Raw genomic sequence first — 22321 nt, forward strand, 5'->3', positions numbered from 1 at the left:
TGGAGCGGCCGGCAATGGCACGACCGCAGCGCACGCGCGTGATGGTGGTGGCCAACCAGAAGGGTGGCGTCGGCAAGACGACATCCACGGTCAACCTTGCGGCTGCGCTCGCGCAGCTGGGCCAGAGGGTTCTCGTCATCGATCTCGACCCCCAGGGCAACGCATCCACCGCGCTCAACATCGAGCACCGTCGTGGCGTGCCGTCGACGTACGACCTGCTGGTCAACGAGGACAAGCTCGCGGACGTCATGCAGCCGTGCCCGGACCAGGCGGGCCTGTGGGTCGTGCCGGCGACGATCGACCTCGCGGGCGCGGAGATCGAGCTCGTCTCGATCGTCGCGCGGGAGAGCCGTCTGCAGAAGGCGATCGCGGCCCACGAGTGGGTCGGCACTGCGGAGGTGGCGGGGGAGGACCGGTTCGACTACGTCCTGGTCGACTGCCCGCCCTCGCTCGGCCTGCTCACCCTCAACGCACTCGTCGCCGGCGAGGAGATGGTCATCCCGATCCAGGCGGAGTACTACGCGCTCGAGGGCCTCGGCATGCTGCTCGAGACCGTGGAGATGGTGAAGAAGCACCTCAACCAGCGGCTCGAGGTCTCGACGATCCTCCTCACCATGTACGACGCCCGCACCCGCCTCGCCTCGAACGTCGCGGAGGAGGTGCGCGAGCACTTCGGCGACACGGTGCTCAAGACCTACATCCCGCGTTCGGTGCGCGTCTCGGAGGCCCCGTCGTACAGCCAGACCGTCATGACGTACGACCCCGGCTCGCCCGGTGCCCTCTCGTACCTCGAGGCCGCCCGTGAGATGGCGAAGAAGGGAGTCCAGTGATGAGCCAGCCGCAGCGACGAGGTCTGGGCCGTGGCCTGGGTGCACTGATCCCGACTGCACCGGCGGATGAGGCCGAGGCCGGCGCGGCCCCCGCGACGCCGTCGGTGACCCCTGGAGCGTCGAACGGGTCCTCGGCGGGCAACGGGTCCGGCGTTTCCCTCCCGGGCGCTCCTGCCGGCTCCCAGCGCCCCGATGGTGCGACCAGTGGCACCAGTTCGGCGCTCAAGGGCACGGCTAGCGCTTCGTCCGTCGGACATGCCCCCGCGCAGGCCGTGGCTGGGGGAGCGATCGAGACGGGTGCCTACTTCGCCGAGCTCCCGATCAAGCAGATCGTCCCCAACCAGTGGCAGCCGCGGCAGGTCTTCGAGGAGGAGGCGCTCGCGGAGCTGGTGCACTCGATCCGTGAGATCGGCCTGCTCCAGCCGATCGTCGTCCGCAAGACCGGCGAGGACGCCTACGAGCTGATCATGGGCGAGCGCCGCTGGCGCGCGTCGCAGGAGGCCGGCCTCGAGGCGATCCCCGCGATCGTCCGGCAGACCGAGGACGACGACATGCTCCGGGACGCGCTCCTGGAGAACCTGCACCGATCGCAGCTCAACCCGCTCGAGGAGGCTGCCGCCTACCGCCAGCTGCTCGACGACTTCGGCTGCACGCACGACGAGCTCGCCGGCCGGATCGGCCGCTCCCGCCCGCAGATCAGCAACACCCTGCGTCTGCTCAAGCTCTCGCCCGCCGTCCAGCGCCGCGTCGCGGCCGGCGTGCTGTCGGCGGGCCACGCGCGCTCGCTGCTCGCGGTCGAGGACCCTGAGGTCCAGGACCGGCTCGCGCAGCGGGTCGTCGCCGAGGGCATCAGCGTGCGCGGCCTCGAGGAGATCGTGGCCGTGGGTGACCACGGTGGCCGTGGACCGCAGCGGACGCAGCGGGCGAAGCCGCACGCGCCTGGCCTGACCGAGATCTCGGACAGGCTCAGCGACCGCTTCGAGACGCGGGTGAAGGTCGAGCTCGGCAAGGCCAAGGGCCGGATCACGGTCGAGTTCGCCACGCTCGAGGACCTCAAGCGGATCACCGAGATCATGGATCCGCGCAACCGGCACGACCGCGTGATCTGACGGACCAGCACGCACGGACTCGGCCCGCTGGGCCAAGGTGCGGTCGGTAAGCCGACAAGGCGATATGTCGACAAAGCGACAGCGCTCTGTTTCCCGTGAAACATTCGGGGGACGGAGCGCTTCGTCGTTCAACGGCCGCCGTAGCGCGGGCGAGGCGCACGGGCCAGCACCGGACCTCTGGCCCGGCCGCGTCTGATCCAGGAGGCGTCAGACCCGTGCCACCCGGGAACGTCGAAGGGCGGGACGGAACCTCGCGGCTCCGTCCCGCCCTTCGGCGGTGTACGACCAGGTCAGCTGTCGTCGCGGGCATCCACCAGGAAGTGGGTCGCGGCACGCGGCCGGAGGTAGGCCACGTAGTAGACCAGCGCGAGGACCAGCAGCCCGCCCACGGCGATGACGTCCGACATCGCCGACTCGCGGAGGGCGTAGCCGACACCGACGATGACGAGGATCGGGGCAGCCGGCCAGAGCGGCATCTTCCAGCCGGCGTGGGGAGCGCGGCGTACGAAGAGGGCGGCAACGGCGACCACGAGGTAGACACCGGCGAGGATCACCGAGGTGATGCCGAGCAGGGCCTCGATGTCCATGAGCCAGGCCATCAGCGCGCCGGGGACACCGACCAGCAGCGTGGCGATGACGGGCGAGCCGAAGCGCGGGTGGAGCGTGGCGAGCGCCTTGTTGATCGGCTCGGGCCAGGCCTTGTCGCGGGCGGTTGCGTAGACGACGCGGGAGTTCTGGATGACCATCACGATGACCGCGTTGAGGATGGCGATCGCGATGGCGACGCTGATCGCGGCGGAGGTGCGGGAGCCGGCCCAGGCCGTGACGAAGTCCGGGAAGGTGCCGTTGGCGAGGTCGTCGAGGGAGCCGACACCGAGGACGGTCGCCGCGGTCGGGACCACGATGATGAAGGCGCCCAGGGCGAGCGAGCCGAGGACGGCCCACTTCACGTTGCGGCGGGGAGCGACCATCTCCTCGGCGAGGTACGTCGCGGTGGTGAAGCCGGAGCAGGTGAAGATCGCGATGGCCAGGCCCGAGAGCAGGATGCCCGCAGTGAACGGCGAGAGCGCGTGGCCGTCGCTGACCTGCGCGTGCCACAGGGTGGAGACCGGACGCTCGCTGTGCGAGAAGCCGAGGTAGGCGACGGTCGCAGCGGCGACGGTCTCTACGACCAGGAAGGCGCCCGTGACGTAGGCGTTCGACTTGATGTCGAGCAGGCCCGTGGCGGTGGCGAGGAGCATGACGACCGCGCCGGTGATGGCCCGGTCGAGGCCGATGATCGGCGCGAGGTAGTCGGCGGTGCCGAGCGCGATCACGGGCGGGATGACGATGAGCGTCGCCGAGGTGAGCGCGAACGTCAGCCATCCGGCGGCCTTGCCGAGCGTGTGCGTGACCATCGCGTACTCGCCGCCGCTGCTCGGCGTACGGGTGCCGAGCTCGGAGTAGCAGACGCCGACGGCGACGGAGATGAGGACGCCGACCAGGAGCGTCATGACGACGCCCGAGCCCTGCGAGGCGAGCAGCTCCGGCACGATGATGAAGAGGCTCGAGGCGGGCGTCACGCACGAGAGCGTCAGGAGGATCGCTGCCGTGAGGGTCAGCACCGGCTTCAGGCCGGGCCCGGTGGGCAGGTCGAGTGCTCTCTGCACATCGGGGATATCGGTGGGACCGGACAGCGTGGACATGGGCACCTCGGGGGACTGTGATTTGAACAACATACAAACTCTGGTGTCCTGACTATGAACGGCGTCACCTACTAGGGTCAAGGGGTGCCCGCAGAAAAATCTCCACGACGCCATCGTCGGCTCGATCGTCCACGGGAGCGAGTGCTCGAGGTTGCCTGGGAGCTCCTCATCGAGCGAGGCCTCGCCGACCTGACGCTCGCCGAGCTCGGCCGACGGGTCGACACGAGCGCCGGACACCTCCTCTACTACTTCGGCAGCAAGGACGGCCTCCTGCTCGAGGTGCTCCGCTGGAGCGAGGCCCAGCTCTGGGCGCGCTGGGAGGCGTCGCGGGCGGAGGAGGCGCCGTTCGCGGCGCGGTTCGACCTCTTCTGCCGACAGTTCCTGCCCAACGGCCTGGGTGACCCGCGATGGCTGGTCTGGATCGAGGTCTGGCCGCGCGTGCTGCGCGCCGAGGAGCTCCGCCGTCCGTACGAGGAGCTCGACGAGGTCTGGCGCGACGAGCTCGCCCGACTGCTCACGGCTGCGGGCGCGGTCGACCCCGCGTCGCTCGCCCGGCGGATCTGCGCCCTTCTCGACGGCCTCGCGATCGCGATCGCCCTCGGCGAGGAGGACATGAGCGTCGAGACCGCGCTCACCCACGCGCGTGCCCTGCTCCCCGCCGAGCTGTACGCCGGAGCGACCGCCTGACGCATTCTGCGCAGCGTGACGACCGCTGCCGGCCCCGCCCCTGTCCTGGGGGCGGGGCCGTTGTCGTCCCGGGGCGCGCTCGTTCCGGCGCCCAGACTCCCGCGCCGAGGATTCCGGGCCGAGGATTCCGGGCCGAGCTTCCGGCGCCGAGAAATCCGGGCCGCCGCTCTTGCGGACCTCTGTGACCTGGCCTACGTTGGATGCCATGTTTGAATCACGTTCAAATACGGAGCCGCAGGCCGGGTGGCTCATGCCGGCCGAGACCGCGCCCCACGACGCTGCGTGGATGGCCTGGCCCTCGGGCTCCTACACGCTGGGCGACACCGCGGAGGAGGCCGACGAGGCCCGCGCCACGTGGGCGGCCGTCGCCAACGCGATCGTGGAGTTCGAGCCCGTGCACGTGCTGGTCCCCGCGTCCGAGCGTGAGGCCGCCGCGCGCTTCCTCGACCCGCGGGTGCAGGTGCACGCGCAGCCGCTCGACGATGCCTGGTACCGCGACATCGGCCCGACGTTCGTCGTCTCCGACGGTCCCGAGGGGCGCCGGCTCGGCGCGGTCAACTGGGTCTTCAACGGTTGGGGCCAGCAGGACTGGGCCAGCTGGGAGCACGACGCGGTCGCCAGCGGTGTCGCCACCGAGGTCTCCGGCGCGGAGCGGATCGACTCACCGATGGTCAACGAGGGCGGCGGCATCCACACCGACGGTGCCGGGACGTTCCTCGTCACCGAGACCGTGCAGCTCGACCCGGGCCGCAACCCCGGCTGGACCAGGGCGGACGTCGAAGCCGAGCTGGCCCGCACCGTCGGTGCCCGCAAGGTGATCTGGCTGCCGCGCGGCCTGACCCGTGACAGCGAGCGGTTCGGCACGCGGGGCCACGTCGACATCGTGGCGACCTTCGCCGACCGCGGCGTCGTCCTGGTCCACGACCAGCGCGATCCGGCCCACCCCGACCACGAGGTGTCGCGCGAGCTCATCGCGCTGCTCGAGGCCGAGCACGACGCCGACGGCAAGCCGCTCCGCGTCGTACGGCTTCCCGCGCCGGCCACGCTGCGCGACGACGAGGGCTGGGTCGACTACAGCTACGTCAACCACTTCGTCTGCAACGGCGCGGTGATCGCCTGCTCGTTCGCCGACCCCGTCGACGACGAGGCGCTCGCGGTCCTCGCCGACGCCTACCCCGGACGCCGGATCGTCCCCGTCGACGCGCGGCCGATCTTCGCGCGCGGCGGTGGCATCCACTGCATCACCCAGCAGCAGCCCGCCCTCTGAACCACCTGAACCAGCACAAGGATCTCCCATGGAACTCATCACCGCCACGCCCCAGCCCTCCCTCGCCCGCGCGGCCGCCGGCCCCGGTCGCACGCTGAGGGTCGGCGTCGTCCAGATGCACTGGCAGGAGGACGCCGACGCGCACGCGGCAGCCCTCGCCGACGGCGTACGCCGGGCGGCCGAGGCCGGCGCGCAGGTCGTGTTCCTGCCCGAGCTGACGCTGTCGCGCTACCCCGCGGACTACCGCCCCGAAGGCCGCCCGGCGGACATCGCCGAGTCGCTCGAGGACGGACCGACCCGCACGCTGATGGCGAAGCTGGCGGGGGAGCACGGCGTCTTCGTGCACGCATCGCTCTACGAGGCGGCGCCCGCTCCTGACGGCTCGGACGACGGCCTCGGCTACAACACCGCGATCCTGGTCGCGCCCGGTGGAGAGCTCGTCGGGCGGACCCGCAAGACGCACATCCCGGTGACCGAGGGCTACTTCGAGGACCTCTTCTTCCGCCAGGGCCCGGCCGACGACGCCTACCCCGTGCACGTCCCGGACCTCCCGGGCGCGCCGCGCCTGGGCCTGCCGACCTGCTGGGACGAGTGGTTCCCGGAGGTGGCGCGCGCCTACTCGCTCGCCGACGCGGAGGTGCTCGCCTACCCGACTGCGATCGGATCCGAGCCCGACCACCCGGACTTCGACACCCAGCCGCTGTGGCAGCACGTGATCGTCGGCAACGGCATCACCAGCGGCCTCTTCATGTGCGTCCCGAACCGCTGGGGCAGCGAGGGGCGCGTGGAGTTCTACGGCTCGTCGTTCATCTCCGACCCCTACGGCCGGATCCTCGCGCAGGCGCCGCGCTCGGGTGACGCGGTCCTGGTCGCGACGCTCGACCTCGACCAGCGGAAGGACTGGCTGACCCTCTTCCCCTTCCTCGACACGCGCCGGCCGGACACGTACGCGAGCCTCACCGCGCAGCGCTGAGCTCGGGGACCATCCGCAGCGGCGGGCGTCAGGCGGGGAGGATCGGGCGGTTCTCGTAGAAGGTCTGCAGGACGACGGTGGTGCGGGTGCTCACCGACGCCGCGCTGCGGATGTCGCGGATCAGCGACTCCAGGTCGCGCGGTGAGGCGACGCGGACCAGCAGCATGTAGCTCGCGTTGCCGGCGACGGAGTGGCACGCCTCGATCTCGGTGAGGTGCTCGAGCAGCTCGGGGGCGTTGTCGGGCTGCCCGGGGTCGAGCGGGGTGATCTCGATGAACGCCGCCAGCGGCTTGCCGACCGCAGACGGCTCGACGAGCGCGCGGTAGCCCGTGATCACGCCACGGGACTCGAGCCGGCGCAGGCGTGCCTGGACGGCGGAGACCGACAGGCCGACCGCTGCCGAGAGGTCGGACAGCGTCGCGCGGGCATCGAGCGACACCGCCCGGACGATGCCCTCGTCGATCGCGTCGTCGAGGACGGGGGTGGGCTCCGCAGCGCTCATGGAGGCGAGGCTAGCAGCGGCCGAGGTCACGAACCGGAAAAGTTCCGGCGTCTGGACGTTGCAAGAGGAAATCATTCCCCTAGGCTGGAGAAGCTCCCTCAACACCACGGCGCCCCGATCGGAGGTTCGTCCCGCATGTCCTCGCAGCAGCACGTCCTGAACCAGCTCCCCACGACGCAGGCCATCATCGGAGAGCCGGAGGTCGTCGAGGACGTGGTGGATCGCGCCGCCGGGGTCGAGACCAGCGCCGCGTGGCTGGCGCTCAAGGCGGCGGCGACCGCCCTGCAGGGGCTGCAGGTGCAGGACGGCTCCGTCCCGGACACCGCGCACCACGATGCTGCGCGCCGGTACGTCGCGACCATCACGGCCGCGATCGAGGAGCTCCGCCCCCTGTTCCCGTACGACGACGCCTATCTGGCTGCCGCGGTCGCGGACTTCGGCCGCTGGGCGGACGGCGGCTTCGGCGTACCGGACTTCCTGGACGCGCTGGTCGCGTTCCAGCCGCAGCGCCACCGCGTCGACGGGCTGCGCCACCTGGTCGTCTTCCCGATGTACACGCAGAACGGCTCGAGCAACCGCCACGTCGAGGCACTGCTGGTCGAGGTGATCTGGCCACGGTTCGTCAGCGCGCTCGAGGCCGGCGACTACGGCAACAAGCTCTTTCTCCCGCTGCGGCTCCTCGACTTCACGCCGGGCTACGACACCAACAGCGCGGTGCTCTTCCCGGAGACGGTCGCGGTCCGCGAGACCCCGGCGTTCACGTGGGGCGGGATCTTCCAGGACCGCGAGGCGGCGCGCTTCCGGCGGGTCGTCGGCGCGGCTGCGGAGATCACCGACCTCGACCTGCCGGAGGGCGCTACCCGGATGCTGACCGACCAGGCGCTGACCGAGAAGGCGTTCGTGGTGTGGGACCTGATCCACGACCGCACCCACATGCGCGGCGACCTGCCGTTCGACCCGTTCATGATCAAGCAGCGGATGCCGTACTTCCTCTACTCGCTCGAGGAGCTGCGTTGTGACCTCACCGCGTTCCGCGAGTGCGTGCGGCTCGAGGAGCGGCTCGCCGCGCGTGCCGACGAGCTCACGCTCGCCGACGAGGAGACGCTCGAGCACGCCCGCCTCGTGCAGTACGCCGTGATCTTCGACCGCATCTTCCGCTTCGCGATCACGGGCTCGCGGGTCCGCAACTACGACGGCCTCGGCGGCCAGCTGCTCTTCGCCTGGCTGCACCAGCGCGGCGTGCTGCACTGGACCGACACCTCGCTCGCCTTCGACTGGGACGAGGTGCCGGCGGCCGTGATCGCCCTCGGCGAGGCGATCGACGAGCTCTACTGGCGCTCGATCGACCGTCCGAAGACGGCGCACTGGCTGGCGGCGTACGACCTGGTCCGGGGGACGCTCACGCCGCACCCCGCCTCGGCCTGGGCGCGCGGGCTTCCCGCGGAGGTCCTCGCCGGGCCGCCGAAGGGCTACACCGACGCGGTGCTCGACGACGAGTTCCCGCTGTCGATGTTCTACGAGTCGCTGGACAAGAGGATGCGGCCGGTCATCGAGTCGACGGCCGGCATCACCGCGAGCTCGGAGGTGGCGCTGCCATGAGCACTCCGCGCCCGGGGGGCCACGACCCCGCCGTCCGCGGCTTCGCGTCGGACAACTACGCCGGCATCCACCCCGAGGTGCTCGCCGCGATCGCCGAGGCCAACGGTGGCCACCAGGTGGCGTACGGCGAGGACGTCTACACCGAGCGGCTGCAGGCGGTCCTGGCCACGCACTTCGGCGAGGGGGTCGAGGGCTGGCCGGTCTTCAACGGCACCGGCGCGAACGTCGTGGGGCTGCAGTCGATGCTCCCGCGGTGGGGCGCGGTCGTCTGCGCCGCGACGGCGCACATCCACACCGACGAGGCCGGTGCTCCCGAGCGGGTCGCGGGCATCAAGCTGCTGCCGGTGCCGACGCCCGACGGCAAGCTGACGCCGGAGCTCATCGACCGCGAGGCGTGGGGCTTCGGCGACGAGCACCGTGCGCAGCCGCTGGTCGTCTCGCTCACCCAGTCGACCGAGCTCGGCACGGTCTACACGCCGGCCGAGGTGCGCGCGATCGCAGACCATGCGCACACGCTGGGGATGCGCGTGCACATGGACGGCGCGCGGATCTCCAACGCCGCAGCCTCGCTGGGGGTGGGGCTGCGGGCGTTCACCCGTGACGCGGGCGTCGACGTGCTCAGCCTCGGCGGCACCAAGAACGGCGCGATGCTGGGCGAGGCGGTCGTGGTGCTGGACCCGGCCGCGTCGAGCGGGCTCCGCTACCTGCGCAAGCTCGACATGCAGCTCGCGTCGAAGATGCGGTTCGTCTCCGCGCAGCTGCTCGCGCTGCTCGAAGGCGATCTCTGGCTGCGCAACGCCAGCCACGCCAACGCGATGGCGCAGCGGCTCCGTGCCGGCCTCGAGGCGGGGCTCGCCGAGGGGTCGATCCAGGGTGTCGGCCTCAGCCAGCCGACCCAGGCGAACGGCGTCTTCGCCACGCTGCCCGACGGTGTCGCGGATGCGCTGCGCAAGGAGTTCCGGTTCTACGACTGGGACGCCGCGCGCAACGAGGTGCGCTGGATGTGCAGCTTCGACACGACCGACGAGGACGTGGATGCGCTGGTCGCCGCGGTTTCCCGTGAAACCGGGAGCCGTTGATTTCAGGAGGGGTATTGCGGATCACACGAGCCGGCCGTACGGTGGTGGCTCCCGAGTTTGAACAGCATTCAAAAAGGCAGTGACACCATGAAGACCTACGACACCGTCGTTGTCGGCGCCGGCGCGACCGGCCTCACCTGTGCCTGGCGCCTGGCCGAGGCCGGCCAGGACGTCCTCGTCCTCGAGGCGCGCGACCGCGTCGGCGGCCGCCTCCGCACCGAGGACCACAACGGCTCGGACTTCGAGATCGGCGGCCAGTGGGTCTCGCCGGACCAGGAGGCGCTGATCGCCCTCCTCGAGGAGCTCGGCCTGGAGACCTACTCCCGCTTCCGCGAGGGCGAGTCGCTGTACGTCGACGCGGCCGGCGTCGCCCGCCGCTTCACCGGTGAGGACCTCCCCGTCGAGGAGCAGACCGCCAAGGAGATCGACCGGCTGATCGGCGTCGTCGACGACCTCGCCGCCCAGATGGACCCCGACCGTCCCTGGGAGCACCCGCAGGCCGCGGAGCTCGACGCCGTGAGCTTCGCGCAGTGGCTCGACGCGCAGACCACCGACGCCGAGGCCCGCGACAACATCGCGCTCTACCTCGGCCCGGCGATGCTGACCAAGCCGACCCACTCCTTCTCCGCGCTCACCGCGGTGCTGATGTCGGCCAGTGCCGGCTCCTTCACGCACCTGGTCGACGCCGACTTCATCCTCGACAAGCGGGTCGTCGGCGGCCTCGCCTCCGTGCCGGCCGCGCTCGCCGAGCGCCTCGGCGAGCGCGTGCGCCTCTCGGCCGACGTCACCCACGTCGACTGGTCGGAGTCCGGAGCCGTGGTGACGGTCGACGGCGAGCAGATCGCCACCCGCAACGTCGTCCTGGCCCTCCCGCCGACCCACGTCCGCCGGATCCGGATCACCCCGGAGCTCCCCGCCGAGCACCGCCACGCCCGCGAGCACCAGTCGTTCGGCCTGGTGATCAAGGTCCAGGCGGAGTACGACACCCCGTTCTGGCGCGAGGCCGGCCGCTCGGGCACGGGCTTCGGTCCGTGGCAGCTGGTGCACGAGGTCTACGACAACACCCTGCACGGCAAGGAGACCGGCACGCTCGTCGGCTTCGTCTCCGACCTCAACGCCGACGCGATGGGTCGCCTCTCGGCCGACGAGCGCCAGGCCGCGATCCTCGCCTCGCTCGCGTCGTACTTCGGCGACGCCGCACTCACCCCCCGCACGTACGTCGAGAGCGACTGGCAGCACCAGGAGCTGACCGGCGGCGCCTACGCGACCAGCTTCGACGTCGGCAGCCTGACGCGTTGGGGCGCCAAGCTGCACGAGCCGGTCGGCCCGATCCGGTTCGGCTCGAGCGACATCGCCGGCCACGGCTTCCAGCACGTCGACGGCGCGGTCCGGATGGGCACGCGCCTCGCCCAGCAGCTCCTCGAGCAGCCCAGCCTCGGCTCCTGAAAGGAAACGCACCATGATCAGCAACGTCATCGACGGCAAGGTCGTCCCGGCAGCGGACGGTCGCACCAGCGAGATCGTCGACCCCCGCACCGGTGAGGTCCACGACGTCGCGGCCCTCTCGGGCGCGGCCGACGTCGACGCGGCGTACGACGCGGCCACCCGCGCCTTCCGCACGTGGCGCCGGACGACGCCGGCGGAGCGGCAGAAGCTCCTGCTCGCGCTGGCCGACGCGCTCGAGGCGCGCGCCGACGACCTGCTCGCCGCCGAGGTGCGTGACACCGGCAAGCCGGAGCAGCTGACCCGCGACGAGGAGATCACGGTCGGGCTCGACCAGCTCCGCTACTTCGCCGGTGCGGCGCGCTCGCTCGAGGGTGCCGCCGCCGGTGAGTACCTCGCCGGCCACACCTCCTACGTACGCCGCGAGCCGGTCGGCGTCGTCGGCCAGGTCGCGCCGTGGAACTACCCGTTCATGATGGCGATCTGGAAGGTCGCGCCGGCGCTCGCCGCGGGCTGCACCGTCGTGCTCAAGTCGTCGGACACGACGCCGGGCTCGGCCGCGCTGGTCGGCGAGATCGCCGCCGAGGTGCTGCCGCCCGGCGTGCTCAACGTGCTCGCGGGTGACCGGGAGACCGGCAAGCTGGTCGTCGCCCACCCGGCCGCCGCGCAGGTCTCGATCACCGGCTCGACCGGTGCCGGCAAGCAGGTCGCGGCTGCCGCTGCGCCCGACGTGAAGCGCGTGCACCTCGAGCTCGGCGGCAAGGCCCCGGCCATCGTCTTCGGCGACGCTGACCTCGCTGCCACGGTGGAGGGCATCGTGGTCGGTGCATTCTTCAACGCCGGCCAGGACTGCACCGCGGTCACCCGGATCCTCGCGCACTCGTCGATCGCCGCCGACCTGGAGAAGGCGCTCGTCGAGGCGATCGCCGCCGACGTCGCCACCGGTCCCGATGCTGAGGACCCGTTCTACGGACCACTCAACAACGCCAACCAGCTCGCCCGCGTGCTCTCGGTCGTCGAGTCGCTGCCTCCCCACGCACGGATCGTCACCGGTGGCCAGCGCATCGGCGACAAGGGCTTCTGGTTCGCGCCGACGCTCGTCGCCGGCGTACGGCAGGAGGATGCGGTGGTGCAGGAGGAGACCTTCGGTCCGCTCGTCACGCTGCAGACCTTCGAGACCGAGGAGGAGGCCATCCAGCTCGCGAACGACGTCGACTTCGGCCTCGCCTCGAGCGTGTGGACGAAGGACCACGGCACCGCGCACCGGTGCTCGATCGAGCTCGACTTCGGCTGCGTGTGGGTCAACACCCACATCCCGCTCGTCGCGGAGATGCCGCACGGTGGCTTCAAGCAGTCCGGCTACGGCAAGGACCTCTCGCGCTACGGCCTCGAGGACTACACCCGCATCAAGCACGTGATGCACGCGCACGGCTGATCCTCCAGCCGCCCCCGATCCCGGCCGCGCCGGACCGCTCGACCCGGTCCGCGCGGCCGGTCTCATTGCGCCGAGAGTTCAGGCGAGGGCGCTGACCGCCTCGGCGAGGTCGGCGACGGCGCGGGCGCGGGCGGAGGTGTCGACGTCCAGCGGAAGGTCCAGCTGGAAGCCCATGAACGCCGCGTCGACGACCTTGGCGGCGCGCTCGGCGAGGTGGCGCTCGACGCCGGAGCGCACCAGGTGGCCGACCAGCGAGCCGATCCAGAGCGCGTTGGCCTCGCGCACGACGCTGGCGTAGGGCTCGCTGCCGAAGAGGCCGAGCGCGGCTGCCTCGACGTAGATCCGGGAGCACCGGTCGCCCTCCATGACCTTCCAGAGGTCGACGACCGCGTCGCGGAGCCCCGGGGACGGCGCGAGCGCGGTCACCTCGGCGATCGAGCGGTCGTTGGAGACGCGGAGGACGTCGGCGACGAGCTCGTCCTTGGAGCCGAAGTGGTAGAGGAGCATGCGGTCGCTGGTGCCGAGCTCGGCGGCGAGCGGGCGCAGGCTGAGGCCGATCAGGCCGTGGCTGAGGACGTAGTCCGTGGCGGCCTCGGCCCACGTGGCGCGGCGCTGGGGGTCCTTCGCGATGACGGCCTCCTCCATTGATGGCAGGGCCACTGTAGCAAGTGCTACAGTAGGTGTAGCACCTGCTACACAATCATGCTGCGCACCGTCACGTCGAAGAGGCACCCCATGTACACCGCCTTCGGGCTCCTGATCACCGCCATCGCGCTCGAGGTCGCTGCGACCTCCGCGCTGTCGCGCGCCAACGGCTTCCGCGACCCGGCCTGGACGGCAGTCGTGCTCGGCGGCTACGCCCTCTCGGCCTGGCTCCTGGCACTGGTGATCCGGCACATGTCGGTCTCCGCGGCGTACGCGATCTGGTCGGGGCTCGGCACCGCGCTCGTCGCGGTCGTCGGTGTCGTCTGGCTCGGCGAACCCGTGACCGCGGCCAAGGTCGCCGCGCTCGCGATGATCGTCGCCGGCGTCGTCGTGCTCAACCTGCAGGGCGCCCACTGACGTTTCTCCCATCACCCGGGCAGGGTCGAGGGGCTGGTCGATCCATCGACCAGCCCCTCGTTGTTTCCCGCAGGTCAGGCGATCGGGTCGAGCGCGATCGTGGCGGTGTAGACGTCCCAGCCGTAGGGCAGCGGCTTCGCGGCGTCGAGCGAGGCACCAGCGGTGATCCGCGGCGTCGCCTGCGCGAGCAGCCGGCCGAGGAACGCCTGGCCCAGGAAGATCGACATGCCCGCACCCGGACAGCCCTGGGGTCCGTGGCTGAAGAAGTTGAACGACCAGTCGTCACCGGCCGTGCCCTCGCTCCACTCCTCCGGCGCGAACCGGTCCGCGAACGGGATCCGCTCGCGGTTGCGGTGGTTGAAGAGGTTGTGGATCAGCAGCTGGGTGCCGGCCGGCGTCTTCTGGCCGTTCTTCCAGCGGACCTCCTCGGCCTGGACCCGGCCGAAGAGCCCGGTGGTCGGCCAGAGCCGCATGGCCTCGAGGATGCACCCCGCGAGGTACGCCGACCCGGCGACCGCCTCGACCGCTCCCGCGCCGACGGCCCGCGAGCCGTCCGTCCCGCCGGCGCCCTTCGCGGTGGCCTCCTCGCGCACCCGGGCGAGCGCCTCCGGGTGGGCCGCGAGCAGGGCGAGCGCCCGGTAGAGGTTCGTCGGCAGCGTGTCGCCCATCGCGAAGAGCCAGTGGATCAGCTGCCCGGGCACGTCGGTCTCGTCGGTCGAGGGAGCCCCCGCGACCAGCCCGGTCAACGCGTCGGCGTCCGGTGCCGCGACGTACTCCGCGAGGCGGGCGTGGAACGCGTCGTACCCCTCGGCCGGCTCGCCGGGCATCTTGTTGCCGGCGGCCATCAGCTCGCCGAGCTGGTCGGTGAGGGCGGTGTCGTCGGCCGCGGCCGTGCCGAGGACGACACGGCGGGTGAGGCGCTGGAAGGCGGCGTTGATCGCCTCGAACGAGAGGTCACCGCCGGCGACGAGCGCGTCGGCCTCCTGCGCCGCGACCGCGGCGAAGGTCGCCGCGAGCGAGTGGAGCGGTGACCCGGTCTGCAGCACCGCCTCGGCGAAGGCCCGCCGGTCGGCCCACAGGTCCCCGCGCGAGATCGTCAGCGCGGTCGGCTGGAAGGCGGTCATGCCCTTGCGCTTGGCGTCCGGGTCCGAGGCGAACGGCGAGGGGCTGCCGCCGAGCACCGTGTGGATGTCGTCCGGGTGGGTCAGGAGCAGGGCCTCGTCGCCACCGACGCGGACCCAGAACGGGTCGGGGCCGTACTTCTCCGCGAGCCCGGCAACCAGGCGGTAGGCGAGCGCGTCGGCGGGCAGCCTGCCGACCGTGCTGACCACGCCGGGCCGCTTCTTGAAGAGCCCCTGGACGACATTGGGGACGCCGACCTGGGCGGTGAACCGCACGCCTTCGACGAGGGAGGCGTGCTTGAAGTCCAGGGCCATCAGATCTCCTGTGTGAGTAGGGCTTCGGGGACCCCGAAGCCGTCGACGAGCGTGAGGGCGTGGGGGCGCAGCTCCCGGCACAACGTATCCACCGCGCGGGTCACCGACTTGGCACGCTCGGTCGAGAGCCGGCCGTGCTCCAGCCACCAGGCGCGGTCGCGCTCGATCTCGGCGAGCGCGTGCAGATGGCCGAGCTTCTCCAGCAGGGTGCGCTCGGGGCCCTCGGGCATCGCGGCCACCTTCGTCAGCAGCGCCTCGAGCACGATCCGCTCGGCGTGCGCGGAGGCGGCAGCAAGCAGGTGGTGCTGGCAGCGGCTGAAGACCTCCGACGGGTCCTCGCCCGCGTCCATCCCCGCCTTGAGCCGGCGGGCGACGCTGCCGGTGATCCGCTCCTCACGCGTGCGCAGCATCCGGAGCTGGTACGCCGGGTCGAGCAGGTCGCCTCCCGGCTCGCCCTCGTCGTGGCCGCGGGCCGCGTCGCGCACGCGCTCGACCACCGACCGGGCGATCACCTTCTCGGCAAGGGTCTCGATCGCCTGGCGCCCGACGTAGCGGACCATGTCGACCTGGTCGAACGAGCCGAACTCGTCCTTGAGGTCGGTCAGCCGGCCCTTGCCCACGAGCTGCAGCAGGATCGTGTTGTCGCCCTCGAAGGTGGTGAAGACGTCGGTGTCGGCCTTCAGCGCGGCGAACCGGTTGGCGGCGAGGTAGCCAGCGCCGCCGCAGGCCTCGCGGCACTCCTGGATCGCGGTCGTCGCGTGCCAGGTGGCGAGGGCCTTGGTGGCGGCTGCGCGCGACTCGAGGGCGCGGCGGCGGCGTTCGCTGGTCGCGTCACCGGCGGTGAAGACCTCGTGGAAGTCGCGCGCCAGTCGCTCCTGCGCGAAGTGCAGGGCATAGGTCCGGGCGATCAGCGGCAGGAGCCGGCGCTGGTGCTGCCCGTAGTCGAGGAGGACGGTCTCCGGCTTGCCGGCGGGGCCGAACTGGCGGCGCCCGGCGGCGTACCGGGTGGCGATGGTGAGGGCGGTCTTGCTGGCGGTGATGCCGGCGCCACCGACGCAGACCCGGCCCTGCACGAGGGTGCCGAGCATGGTGAAGAAGCGGCGGTCGGGGTTGTCGATCGGCGAGGTGTAGACGCCAGCGGCCGACACGTCGCCGTAGCGGTTGAGCAGGTTCGTGCGCGGCACCCGCACGCCGTCGAACCAGATCCGGCCGTTGTCGACGCCCTGCAGGCCGAGCTTCTTGCCGCAGTCGCCGATCCGTACGCCGGGCAGCGGCGCGCCGCTCTCGTCGCGCAGGGGGACGAAGAGCGCGTGCACGCCGTGCTGCTCCGGCTGCCCGTCGGAGCCCGGCACGACGAGCTGGGCGAAGACCGCGGCCGCCTGCGCGTGGCGCGCGGCGTTGCCGATGTAGTCCTTGCGGGCGTCGTCGTCGGGGGTGTCGATGACGAACTCGTCCGTCGCCGGGTCGTACGTCGCGGTGGTGCCGATCGCCTGCACGTTGGAGCCGTGGCCGGTCTCGGTCATCGCGAACGAGCCGAGCAGCTTCGCCGCGCCGATGTCGGCGAGCCACGCCTCGTGGTGCGGCGCGGTGCCGAGCATCTGGATCGCGCCGCCGAAGAGGCCGAACTGCACGCCGAACTTCACCAGCACCGACAGGTCACCGAAGGCCAGGGTCTCGAACGCCGCGACGTTGCCGCCGAAGTCGTCGTGCCCGCCGTACGCCGCGGGGTAGCCCGAGCGGGTCAGGTCGTCGGCAGCCGCCTCGACGACGAGGTCGCGCACGCGGTCGCGGTAGTCGTCGCGGCCGAGCTCCTCGACCTCGACGTGGAAGGACGCGTGCTCGGTGAGGAAATCGCGGACCCGGCCGCGCAACGCGGCGTACTCACCGTCCAGGAGGGCGGTGAGCACGCCGGCGTCTGCGGCCGGGAGGGGAGCGGGCTCGCTCATCGGTTGTCCGGAGTCAGCGCCGTCAGCCCCACGGCAGGTAGGACTTCACCGTGTCGGCCGCGCGGATGATCGTGGGCTTCTTGCCCGGCTCGGTCAGGCCGAGCTCGTGCCACGGCGCGAAGACGCGCTCGACGTCGCCGATGACCGGCTCCAGCTCCGGGTAGTGACGGAGCAGGACGTCCTTCATGGTCGCCTCGTTGACCCAGTCGAAGCCGGTCTTCGTGTAGACCTCCGGGCGGAAGTCCTTGGTGAAGAAGCGGTCGCTCTTGAGCCGGCGCGAGGCCATCAGGATGAAGATCCGGAACGCCGTGTCGGAGAAGCCGAAGCCCTTCGGCGGCTGCTCGGCCTGCATGCCGATCTGCAGGTCGACCGCGTCGACGTCGCCGTTGTAGACCTCGTTGATCTCCCTGGCCCACTGCTTGTTGGGGGTGATGTCCTCGATCCGCTTGCGTCGCGGCATCCGCAGCGCCTCGCGGAAGTCGTTGTAGCGCGGCACGCCACGCTCGCGGTCGCGGACGATGTCGAGCGTGGCGAGGTCGGTGACCTGGCCGTCGATGCGGGTCAGGTTGCGCAGCGCGTTGGGGTAGTTGTGCAGGCAGACCGCGCCCGCGCTCGCTTTGCCGATGGAGTACCACTGGTCGCCCATCGTCAGGCTGTCCATGAAGTCGCGCGTGTATCGGCCCTGGATGTCGGTGAAGAAGGCGTCCTGGACGTGGGCACCCGTCTCCAGGCTGTAGAACGACCAGTCGTCGGGGATGAGCGGGTGCATCCGGTAGACCGACACGAACTCCTCCGTCAGTGAGAACGGCGCGGAGTGGTGGTCGGTCGCCGAGCCGATGATGCCCGACAACGCCTCGGAGTCGCCGATGCGGCCGACCTTGTCCTTGAACGTCTCGCCGAGGGCGCCGTACCAGTTGGCGTTCATGCCGATCTGGAGCGCCGGGTGGCGCAGCACGCAGGGGGTCCACTCGACCGTGTGGATCTTCGCGATCAGCGCGGAGACGACGAGGACACCGAGTTCGAAGAGGCGCTGGTCGTTGTAGTCCGGGTGGGCCTTCCTGATCGCGTCGACGACCGAGTTGTGCTCGCGGGCGAAGAGCGTGTGGAGCAGGCCGGGGCCGAACCACCAGTTCTCCTGCATGCCGGTGAGGTCGACGCCGGGGATGTCACTGACCGGCAGGCGACCGCTGTCGTCGACCTTGATCTTGCCGTCCTTGAACGTGCGGATCTGGCCCTGCTTCTCCTGGCCCGAGCCGTAGATCTGCGAGCCGTCCCACCAGTGGGTCTCCTCGTTGGCGAAGACCGGCGCCGGGCAGCCGTCCTTGATCTCGCCGCGGAGCGGGATCGTCTCGCGGATCACCATCGGGTTCTCCGGGAAGTCGTCACCGTCCTGGAGCGGGATGTTGATGACCTTGTCGGCGACGCCGTTGCCGTGGAAGAACCAGTTGTGGTTCTCGAACTGCAGCCACGCCGCACCCAGCGCGTTGAGGATGCCGGCCGGCTTGAAGGTGTCGCGCGCCATCAGCTTGCGGCTGATCTCGCGCGGGTCCGGCGTCAGCAGGCGCTTGCGGTCGACGATGGTCTTCTCGATCGGGACGTTGCGGCCGAAGCCCGTGCCCTTCGCGCCCATGTGCGGGCAGCCCAGGTCGTTCCACGTGCCCTCGGGCGTGCGCGCCCGGATCACCTCGGGGGTCGGCTCGCCCATGTCGCCCTCGGGCCGCATGCCCTCGCCCTCGAAGAGGTTCTTCTCGCGCAGGTCGTCGCGCTCGTTGGCGAGCGCGTTGAGCTGCAGGAGCAGCGACGGGTGCTGGTACCACTGCAGGTTCAGCGGGTTGGGGATCTTCGGGCTCATGATGCTCCTCGCAGGTCGGGCGGGGTACGACGGCGTACGGCGTGGGTGGGTGCGGGTCAGGCGGCAGGGGTCAGGGCGTGCGGAGAGCGAAGTAGCCGAGCTTCGCGTAGGACTTCGTGGGCAGGCGGTAGAGCACCTTGCCGAGGTAGGCGCCGGGGACCAGCTCGACCAGCTCGTCGCGGATGCTGCGGATCAGCAGGCGCGGGTTGTCCTTGATGTCGGCGTAGTCGATGACCATGACCTCGATGTCGGGGTCCTCGACGCCGGGCTCGACGTACGTCGTGAAGTCGAAGGCGACCTTGCCGGCGAGCGAGTCCTTCATCGAGTAGAGCGGCCAGAGCACCTTGCCGACGACGGTGGCGTCGTCGGTCATCCGGTTGTCGCCGGTGCCGGCGTCGGCGTCGAAGCGCTTGCCCTCCCACGGCATCCACGCCGAGGTCAGGGCCTTGAGTGCGACGTCGGTGAGCTTCGTGGTGGTGGTCAGCACGAGGATGCCGTCGGTCGGGCCGTCGAGGCCGCGGGCGGGGCTGCCGGCGCGGAAGAGGTCGTTGAGGAGCGCGTCGGCCTGCTTGCGGTCGGTGCGGCCCAGGTCCTGCAGCTCGAGGATGCGGCTCCACGCCGCCTCGGCCGCGTCGGGCGGGTTGCTGCTGGCCAGGGAGCGCCACGCCGCGACGGTGGCGGCTGCGTCAGCTCCCGGAGCAGAGGTCTGGTCGGTGGCCATGAATGCCTTCCCCATGAGGTCTACCGGGCACGCCCGAGGTGAAGCCCGCCGTGCTCACCGACGATAGGAGGCTGGAGAGTGCGCGTACAGAGTGTGACCCCGTTCACTTTTCACAGTTCGGGGGACGTCCGGTTGTGGGTCCTGACAACCCGCCTGTCTTCGGGGCTGTGGCCTCGTAGGGTCTGGTGGCATGACCATCCCCAGGCAGGCCGACGCGCGGCCGCGGCCGGCCGACCCCCGGCTGGAGGAGCTGACCGCCGCGCTCCTCGCGACGCTCGACGAGCGTGGGGCCGAGGTGGCGCGCCACGTGCGTGACCGCGTCGCGTTCTACAACGCCAGCGTGGCCGTGCCCGCCGACGAGCTCACCGCGAGCTGCGTCGAGAACCTCCGCTTCGTCCTCGAGGGCCTGGCCCGCGGCGTCGTCGGCGACCCCGCGCCGGCAGCCGCGACCGGCGTACGACGGGCGGAGGCGGGGGTGCCGCTCTCCGACGTCCTGGCGGCGTACCGGATCGGCTTCCGCGTGATGTGGGAGCACGTCATCGCCGAGGGGCGGGAGCGCGGGATCCCGGCCGACGCCGTGCTCGTCGCGACCGCCGACGCGGTGGTCGCCCACGACGTCTTCACCGAGACGATGACCGCGGCGTACAACGCGACCCTGACCGAGCGGCTGGTGCACCGGGAGGCGGAGCGCTCGGCGCTGGTCGAGACGGTGCTCGCCGGGACCCTCGTCGACCGCCGCACGCTGTGGGAGGTCGCCGACCTGCTCGGCCTGCCCGTCTCGGGGACGTACGTCGTGGTCGCCGCGCTGCTGCCCGCCCCCGGACGCTCGGCGCTCCTGGGCATCGAGGCGGAGCTGGCGCGGCTCGGGTGCCGCTCGGCCTGGCGGCTGCTGCCCGACGTACAGGTCGGTGTGGTCGACGTCGGCACGCTCCACGTCGAGCGGGTGGTCGAGCTGCTCGAGGGCGACGGTCGGCCGCGCGTCGGCGTGAGCCCGGTGATCGACGACCTGACCGGTGCGGCGCGTGCGCTCGAGCTGGCCCGGCTCGCGGCCTCGGCCGCCCCGGTGGCGGGAGGGGTGGTCCGGTTCGGTGACGACCCGGTCGGCATCACGGTCGCAGCAGGTGGTGACGTCGCCGGGCGGATGGCCGACGACGTGCTCGGCCCGCTCGACGCCCTCGCCGACGCCGAGCGCTACACGTTGCTGGAGACGCTGCGGGTCTGGGTCGATGTCGGCGGCTCCGCGACGAAGACGGCCCATCGGCTCTCCTGCCACGCCAACACGGTGCGGCACCGGCTGCGTCGCTTCGAGGAGAAGACGGGCCGGCGCCTCGACCGCCCGCGCGACGTCGCCGCCCTCTGCCTGGCCCTCGAGGCGCGGCGGGACTGAGTCCTCGCAGGGTCGGTTGCCGGGGTCGGTTGCGGGCCCGTCGCCGCGTCAGTCGCCGCGTCAGTTGCGGGGCGCGCCGACGAGGACCGGCCGGCCGGCGGCGTACCCGATCGGGATCTGGACCAGCATCAGGCCGACGAGCAGCGCGAGCGGCAGCGACCACGAGCCGGTGGCGTCGCGGAGCAGGCCGACGCCGAGTGGGCCGCCGGCGGCGAGCAGGTAGCCGACGCTCTGGCCCATCGCCGAGAGCGCGGCGGTGGCGGCGGAATCGGCGGCGCGGAGCGAGAAGAGGGTGAGCACGACGGGGAAGATGCCGCCGCCCACGCCGAGGATGACCGCCCACAGCCACGCGCCGCCGACGGGTGCGAGCCAGAGGCCGAGGAAGCCCGCGCCCATGAGCAGCGAGAGCCCGGCCAGCAGGTGGCCCTGCGAACGGAGGCGCGTGGCGATCGTCGGCACCACGAAGAAGACGGGGACACCGACGAGGATCGAGACCGCGAGCAGCAGTCCCGACTCGCGGTGGCTGAACCCGGCGTCGACGTAGACGGTCGGGAGCCAGCTCATCACGACGTACGCCGCGATGCCCTGCGTCGCGAAGATGACGGTGACGGCCCACGCGGTGGGACTGCGCCAGAGGGACGGGCCGCGCTGGCCGCGGCCGGTGTGGTCGGGGTCGCGGCAGTAGGGCGCCCAGGCCACCAGCGCGGCGACCGCGACGACGGCCCAGGTGCCCAGGCCTGCGCGCCAGCTGCCGGCGGCGTCGGCGATCGGCGCGGTGGCAGCCGCCCCCAGCGCGGCACCTCCGGACAGGACCGCGCTGTAGGCACCGGTCACCGCGCCGACCCGGTCGGGGAAGTGCTCCTTGACCACGGCCGGCAGCAGGACGTTGGCGAGCGCGATGCCGGCGCAGGCGAGCAGCGTGCCGAGCACCAGCAGCGGGGACGCGCCGAGGACGCGGACGCCGAGTCCGGCGGCCAGCAGCGCCATCGCGACGGCGATGCCGCGGTGCACGCCGACCCGGCGGGCGAGGGCCATGCCGGTCGCGCCGACGACGGCGAAGCAGAGCACCGGCAGCGAGGTGAGCGAGGAGGCGGTCGCGGCCGACATCCCGGTCGCGTCGTGGACCTGGTCGAGCAGGGCACCGAGGGAGGTGACGCCGAGGCGGAGGTTGGCGGCCACGAGCAGGACCGCGAGGAGGAGCGGCCCGGTGCGGTGAGTGCGGGGGCGGCCGACCGTGGTCGTGGCTGGGGTCATCGCCGGTTCACGCGCGGAGCCTCGTCTCGATAGTGGTAAAACACAATGAATCAA

General features: G+C 71.6%; 19 protein-coding genes. 11 read left to right on the plus strand and 8 right to left on the minus strand.

The features are described 5' to 3' along the window. Positions 1–14 precede the first annotated feature (14 nt). Both IEX47_RS07720 and IEX47_RS07725 read left to right on the plus strand, forming a co-directional pair. Entirely contained in the window at positions 15–830 is an 816-nt protein-coding gene (locus tag IEX47_RS07720) for a ParA family protein (protein WP_308423262.1), read from the plus strand. A gap of 272 nt (positions 831–1102) precedes the next feature. Further along, positions 1103–1939, plus strand: a complete 837-nt coding sequence (locus IEX47_RS07725; RefSeq protein WP_444544078.1) for a ParB/RepB/Spo0J family partition protein — start codon at positions 1103–1105, stop codon at positions 1937–1939. Positions 1940–2229: 290 nt separating this feature from the next. Here IEX47_RS07725 and IEX47_RS07730 read toward each other — a convergent pair whose 3' ends face one another. Next, positions 2230–3624 (minus strand): APC family permease, encoded by a 1395-nt coding sequence (locus IEX47_RS07730; protein WP_188783431.1) that lies wholly within the window; start codon positions 3622–3624, stop codon positions 2230–2232. Between the two features lie 141 nt (positions 3625–3765). On the opposite strand from IEX47_RS07730, the gene IEX47_RS07735 reads away from it, so the two are divergent. The 3 genes from IEX47_RS07735 (at position 3766) to IEX47_RS07745 (ending at position 6551) form a co-directional block, all read left to right on the plus strand. Further along, a complete protein-coding gene (locus IEX47_RS07735; RefSeq protein WP_229662724.1) occupies positions 3766–4311 on the plus strand; it encodes a TetR/AcrR family transcriptional regulator in 546 nt (181 codons plus the stop codon). Between the two features lie 205 nt (positions 4312–4516). Continuing rightward, a complete protein-coding gene (locus IEX47_RS07740) occupies positions 4517–5578 on the plus strand; it encodes an agmatine deiminase family protein (protein ID WP_229662725.1) in 1062 nt (353 codons plus the stop codon). A gap of 28 nt (positions 5579–5606) precedes the next feature. Further along, complete coding sequence (locus tag IEX47_RS07745; RefSeq protein ID WP_188783433.1) at positions 5607–6551, plus strand: nitrilase-related carbon-nitrogen hydrolase; 945 nt, start codon at positions 5607–5609, stop codon at positions 6549–6551. A gap of 28 nt (positions 6552–6579) precedes the next feature. Here the strand turns inward: IEX47_RS07745 and IEX47_RS07750 are convergent, their stop codons facing one another. Then, on the minus strand, positions 6580–7053 hold the full coding sequence (locus IEX47_RS07750) for an Lrp/AsnC family transcriptional regulator (RefSeq protein WP_188783434.1): 474 nt from the start codon (positions 7051–7053) through the stop codon (positions 6580–6582). A gap of 135 nt (positions 7054–7188) precedes the next feature. On the opposite strand from IEX47_RS07750, the gene IEX47_RS07755 reads away from it, so the two are divergent. The 4 genes from IEX47_RS07755 to IEX47_RS07770 all read left to right on the plus strand — a co-directional run bounded on the left by IEX47_RS07755 (position 7189) and on the right by IEX47_RS07770 (position 12609). Next, the gene (locus IEX47_RS07755; RefSeq protein WP_188783435.1) at positions 7189–8652 is read left to right on the plus strand and encodes a DUF6421 family protein; all 1464 of its coding nucleotides are present in this window, start codon (positions 7189–7191) and stop codon (positions 8650–8652) included. Continuing rightward, positions 8649–9731: a threonine aldolase family protein gene (locus IEX47_RS07760; RefSeq protein WP_188783436.1), complete on the plus strand. Its 1083-nt coding sequence runs from the start codon at positions 8649–8651 to the stop codon at positions 9729–9731. Before IEX47_RS07755 ends, IEX47_RS07760 begins: the two co-directional genes overlap by 4 nt. An 87-nt stretch (positions 9732–9818) precedes the next feature. Beyond that, a complete protein-coding gene (locus tag IEX47_RS07765; RefSeq protein WP_188783437.1) occupies positions 9819–11177 on the plus strand; it encodes a flavin monoamine oxidase family protein in 1359 nt (452 codons plus the stop codon). A 13-nt stretch (positions 11178–11190) separates the two neighbouring features. Beyond that, positions 11191–12609 (plus strand): aminobutyraldehyde dehydrogenase, encoded by a 1419-nt coding sequence (locus IEX47_RS07770; RefSeq protein WP_188783438.1) that lies wholly within the window; start codon positions 11191–11193, stop codon positions 12607–12609. Positions 12610–12687: 78 nt separating this feature from the next. Here IEX47_RS07770 and IEX47_RS07775 read toward each other — a convergent pair whose 3' ends face one another. Next, positions 12688–13254: a TetR/AcrR family transcriptional regulator gene (locus IEX47_RS07775; RefSeq protein ID WP_188783439.1), complete on the minus strand. Its 567-nt coding sequence runs from the start codon at positions 13252–13254 to the stop codon at positions 12688–12690. 90 nt (positions 13255–13344) lie between these two features. Here IEX47_RS07775 and IEX47_RS07780 point away from each other — a divergent pair, with 90 nt between their 5' ends. Continuing rightward, positions 13345–13671, plus strand: coding sequence for a DMT family transporter (locus IEX47_RS07780; RefSeq protein ID WP_188783440.1), 327 nt, complete (start codon positions 13345–13347; stop codon positions 13669–13671). Between the two features lie 74 nt (positions 13672–13745). On the opposite strand, the gene IEX47_RS07785 is transcribed toward IEX47_RS07780, so the two are convergent. From IEX47_RS07785 to IEX47_RS07800, 4 genes are all read right to left on the minus strand, one after another. Next, positions 13746–15107, minus strand: coding sequence for a cytochrome P450 (locus tag IEX47_RS07785; protein WP_188783441.1), 1362 nt, complete (start codon positions 15105–15107; stop codon positions 13746–13748). Continuing rightward, positions 15107–17053 (minus strand): acyl-CoA dehydrogenase family protein, encoded by a 1947-nt coding sequence (locus IEX47_RS07790; protein ID WP_188783442.1) that lies wholly within the window; start codon positions 17051–17053, stop codon positions 15107–15109. Before IEX47_RS07790 ends, IEX47_RS07785 begins: the two co-directional genes overlap by 1 nt. Before the next feature lie 22 nt (positions 17054–17075). Continuing rightward, the gene (locus tag IEX47_RS07795; RefSeq protein WP_188783443.1) at positions 17076–18905 is read right to left on the minus strand and encodes a peroxidase family protein; all 1830 of its coding nucleotides are present in this window, start codon (positions 18903–18905) and stop codon (positions 17076–17078) included. A gap of 70 nt (positions 18906–18975) precedes the next feature. Next, entirely contained in the window at positions 18976–19626 is a 651-nt protein-coding gene (locus tag IEX47_RS07800) for a hypothetical protein (RefSeq protein ID WP_188783444.1), read from the minus strand. Positions 19627–19816: 190 nt separating this feature from the next. Between IEX47_RS07800 and IEX47_RS07805 the strand changes: the two genes are divergently transcribed. Continuing rightward, positions 19817–21013: a PucR family transcriptional regulator gene (locus IEX47_RS07805; protein ID WP_188783445.1), complete on the plus strand. Its 1197-nt coding sequence runs from the start codon at positions 19817–19819 to the stop codon at positions 21011–21013. A 60-nt stretch (positions 21014–21073) separates the two neighbouring features. Here IEX47_RS07805 and IEX47_RS07810 read toward each other — a convergent pair whose 3' ends face one another. After that, positions 21074–22267 (minus strand): MFS transporter, encoded by a 1194-nt coding sequence (locus IEX47_RS07810; protein ID WP_188783446.1) that lies wholly within the window; start codon positions 22265–22267, stop codon positions 21074–21076. Between the last annotated feature and the right edge of the window lie 54 nt (positions 22268–22321).

It is taken from the genome of Nocardioides phosphati (assembly GCF_014646375.1).
Taxonomy (GTDB): Bacteria; Actinomycetota; Actinomycetes; order Propionibacteriales; family Nocardioidaceae; genus Nocardioides; species Nocardioides phosphati.

Coding starts and splice junctions, on each gene's coding strand:
- IEX47_RS07720 (WP_308423262.1), top strand. CDS start 15: ATGGCACGACCGCAGCGCACGCGCGTGATGGTGGTGGCCAACCAGAAG.
- IEX47_RS07730 (WP_188783431.1), bottom strand. CDS start 3,624: ATGTCCACGCTGTCCGGTCCCACCGATATCCCCGATGTGCAGAGAGCA.
- IEX47_RS07740 (WP_229662725.1), top strand. CDS start 4,517: ATGTTTGAATCACGTTCAAATACGGAGCCGCAGGCCGGGTGGCTCATG.
- IEX47_RS07745 (WP_188783433.1), top strand. CDS start 5,607: ATGGAACTCATCACCGCCACGCCCCAGCCCTCCCTCGCCCGCGCGGCC.
- IEX47_RS07750 (WP_188783434.1), bottom strand. CDS start 7,053: ATGAGCGCTGCGGAGCCCACCCCCGTCCTCGACGACGCGATCGACGAG.
- IEX47_RS07755 (WP_188783435.1), top strand. CDS start 7,189: ATGTCCTCGCAGCAGCACGTCCTGAACCAGCTCCCCACGACGCAGGCC.
- IEX47_RS07760 (WP_188783436.1), top strand. CDS start 8,649: ATGAGCACTCCGCGCCCGGGGGGCCACGACCCCGCCGTCCGCGGCTTC.
- IEX47_RS07765 (WP_188783437.1), top strand. CDS start 9,819: ATGAAGACCTACGACACCGTCGTTGTCGGCGCCGGCGCGACCGGCCTC.
- IEX47_RS07770 (WP_188783438.1), top strand. CDS start 11,191: ATGATCAGCAACGTCATCGACGGCAAGGTCGTCCCGGCAGCGGACGGT.
- IEX47_RS07775 (WP_188783439.1), bottom strand. CDS start 13,254: ATGGAGGAGGCCGTCATCGCGAAGGACCCCCAGCGCCGCGCCACGTGG.
- IEX47_RS07780 (WP_188783440.1), top strand. CDS start 13,345: ATGTACACCGCCTTCGGGCTCCTGATCACCGCCATCGCGCTCGAGGTC.
- IEX47_RS07785 (WP_188783441.1), bottom strand. CDS start 15,107: ATGGCCCTGGACTTCAAGCACGCCTCCCTCGTCGAAGGCGTGCGGTTC.
- IEX47_RS07790 (WP_188783442.1), bottom strand. CDS start 17,053: ATGAGCGAGCCCGCTCCCCTCCCGGCCGCAGACGCCGGCGTGCTCACC.
- IEX47_RS07795 (WP_188783443.1), bottom strand. CDS start 18,905: ATGAGCCCGAAGATCCCCAACCCGCTGAACCTGCAGTGGTACCAGCAC.
- IEX47_RS07800 (WP_188783444.1), bottom strand. CDS start 19,626: ATGGCCACCGACCAGACCTCTGCTCCGGGAGCTGACGCAGCCGCCACC.
- IEX47_RS07805 (WP_188783445.1), top strand. CDS start 19,817: ATGACCATCCCCAGGCAGGCCGACGCGCGGCCGCGGCCGGCCGACCCC.
- IEX47_RS07810 (WP_188783446.1), bottom strand. CDS start 22,267: ATGACCCCAGCCACGACCACGGTCGGCCGCCCCCGCACTCACCGCACC.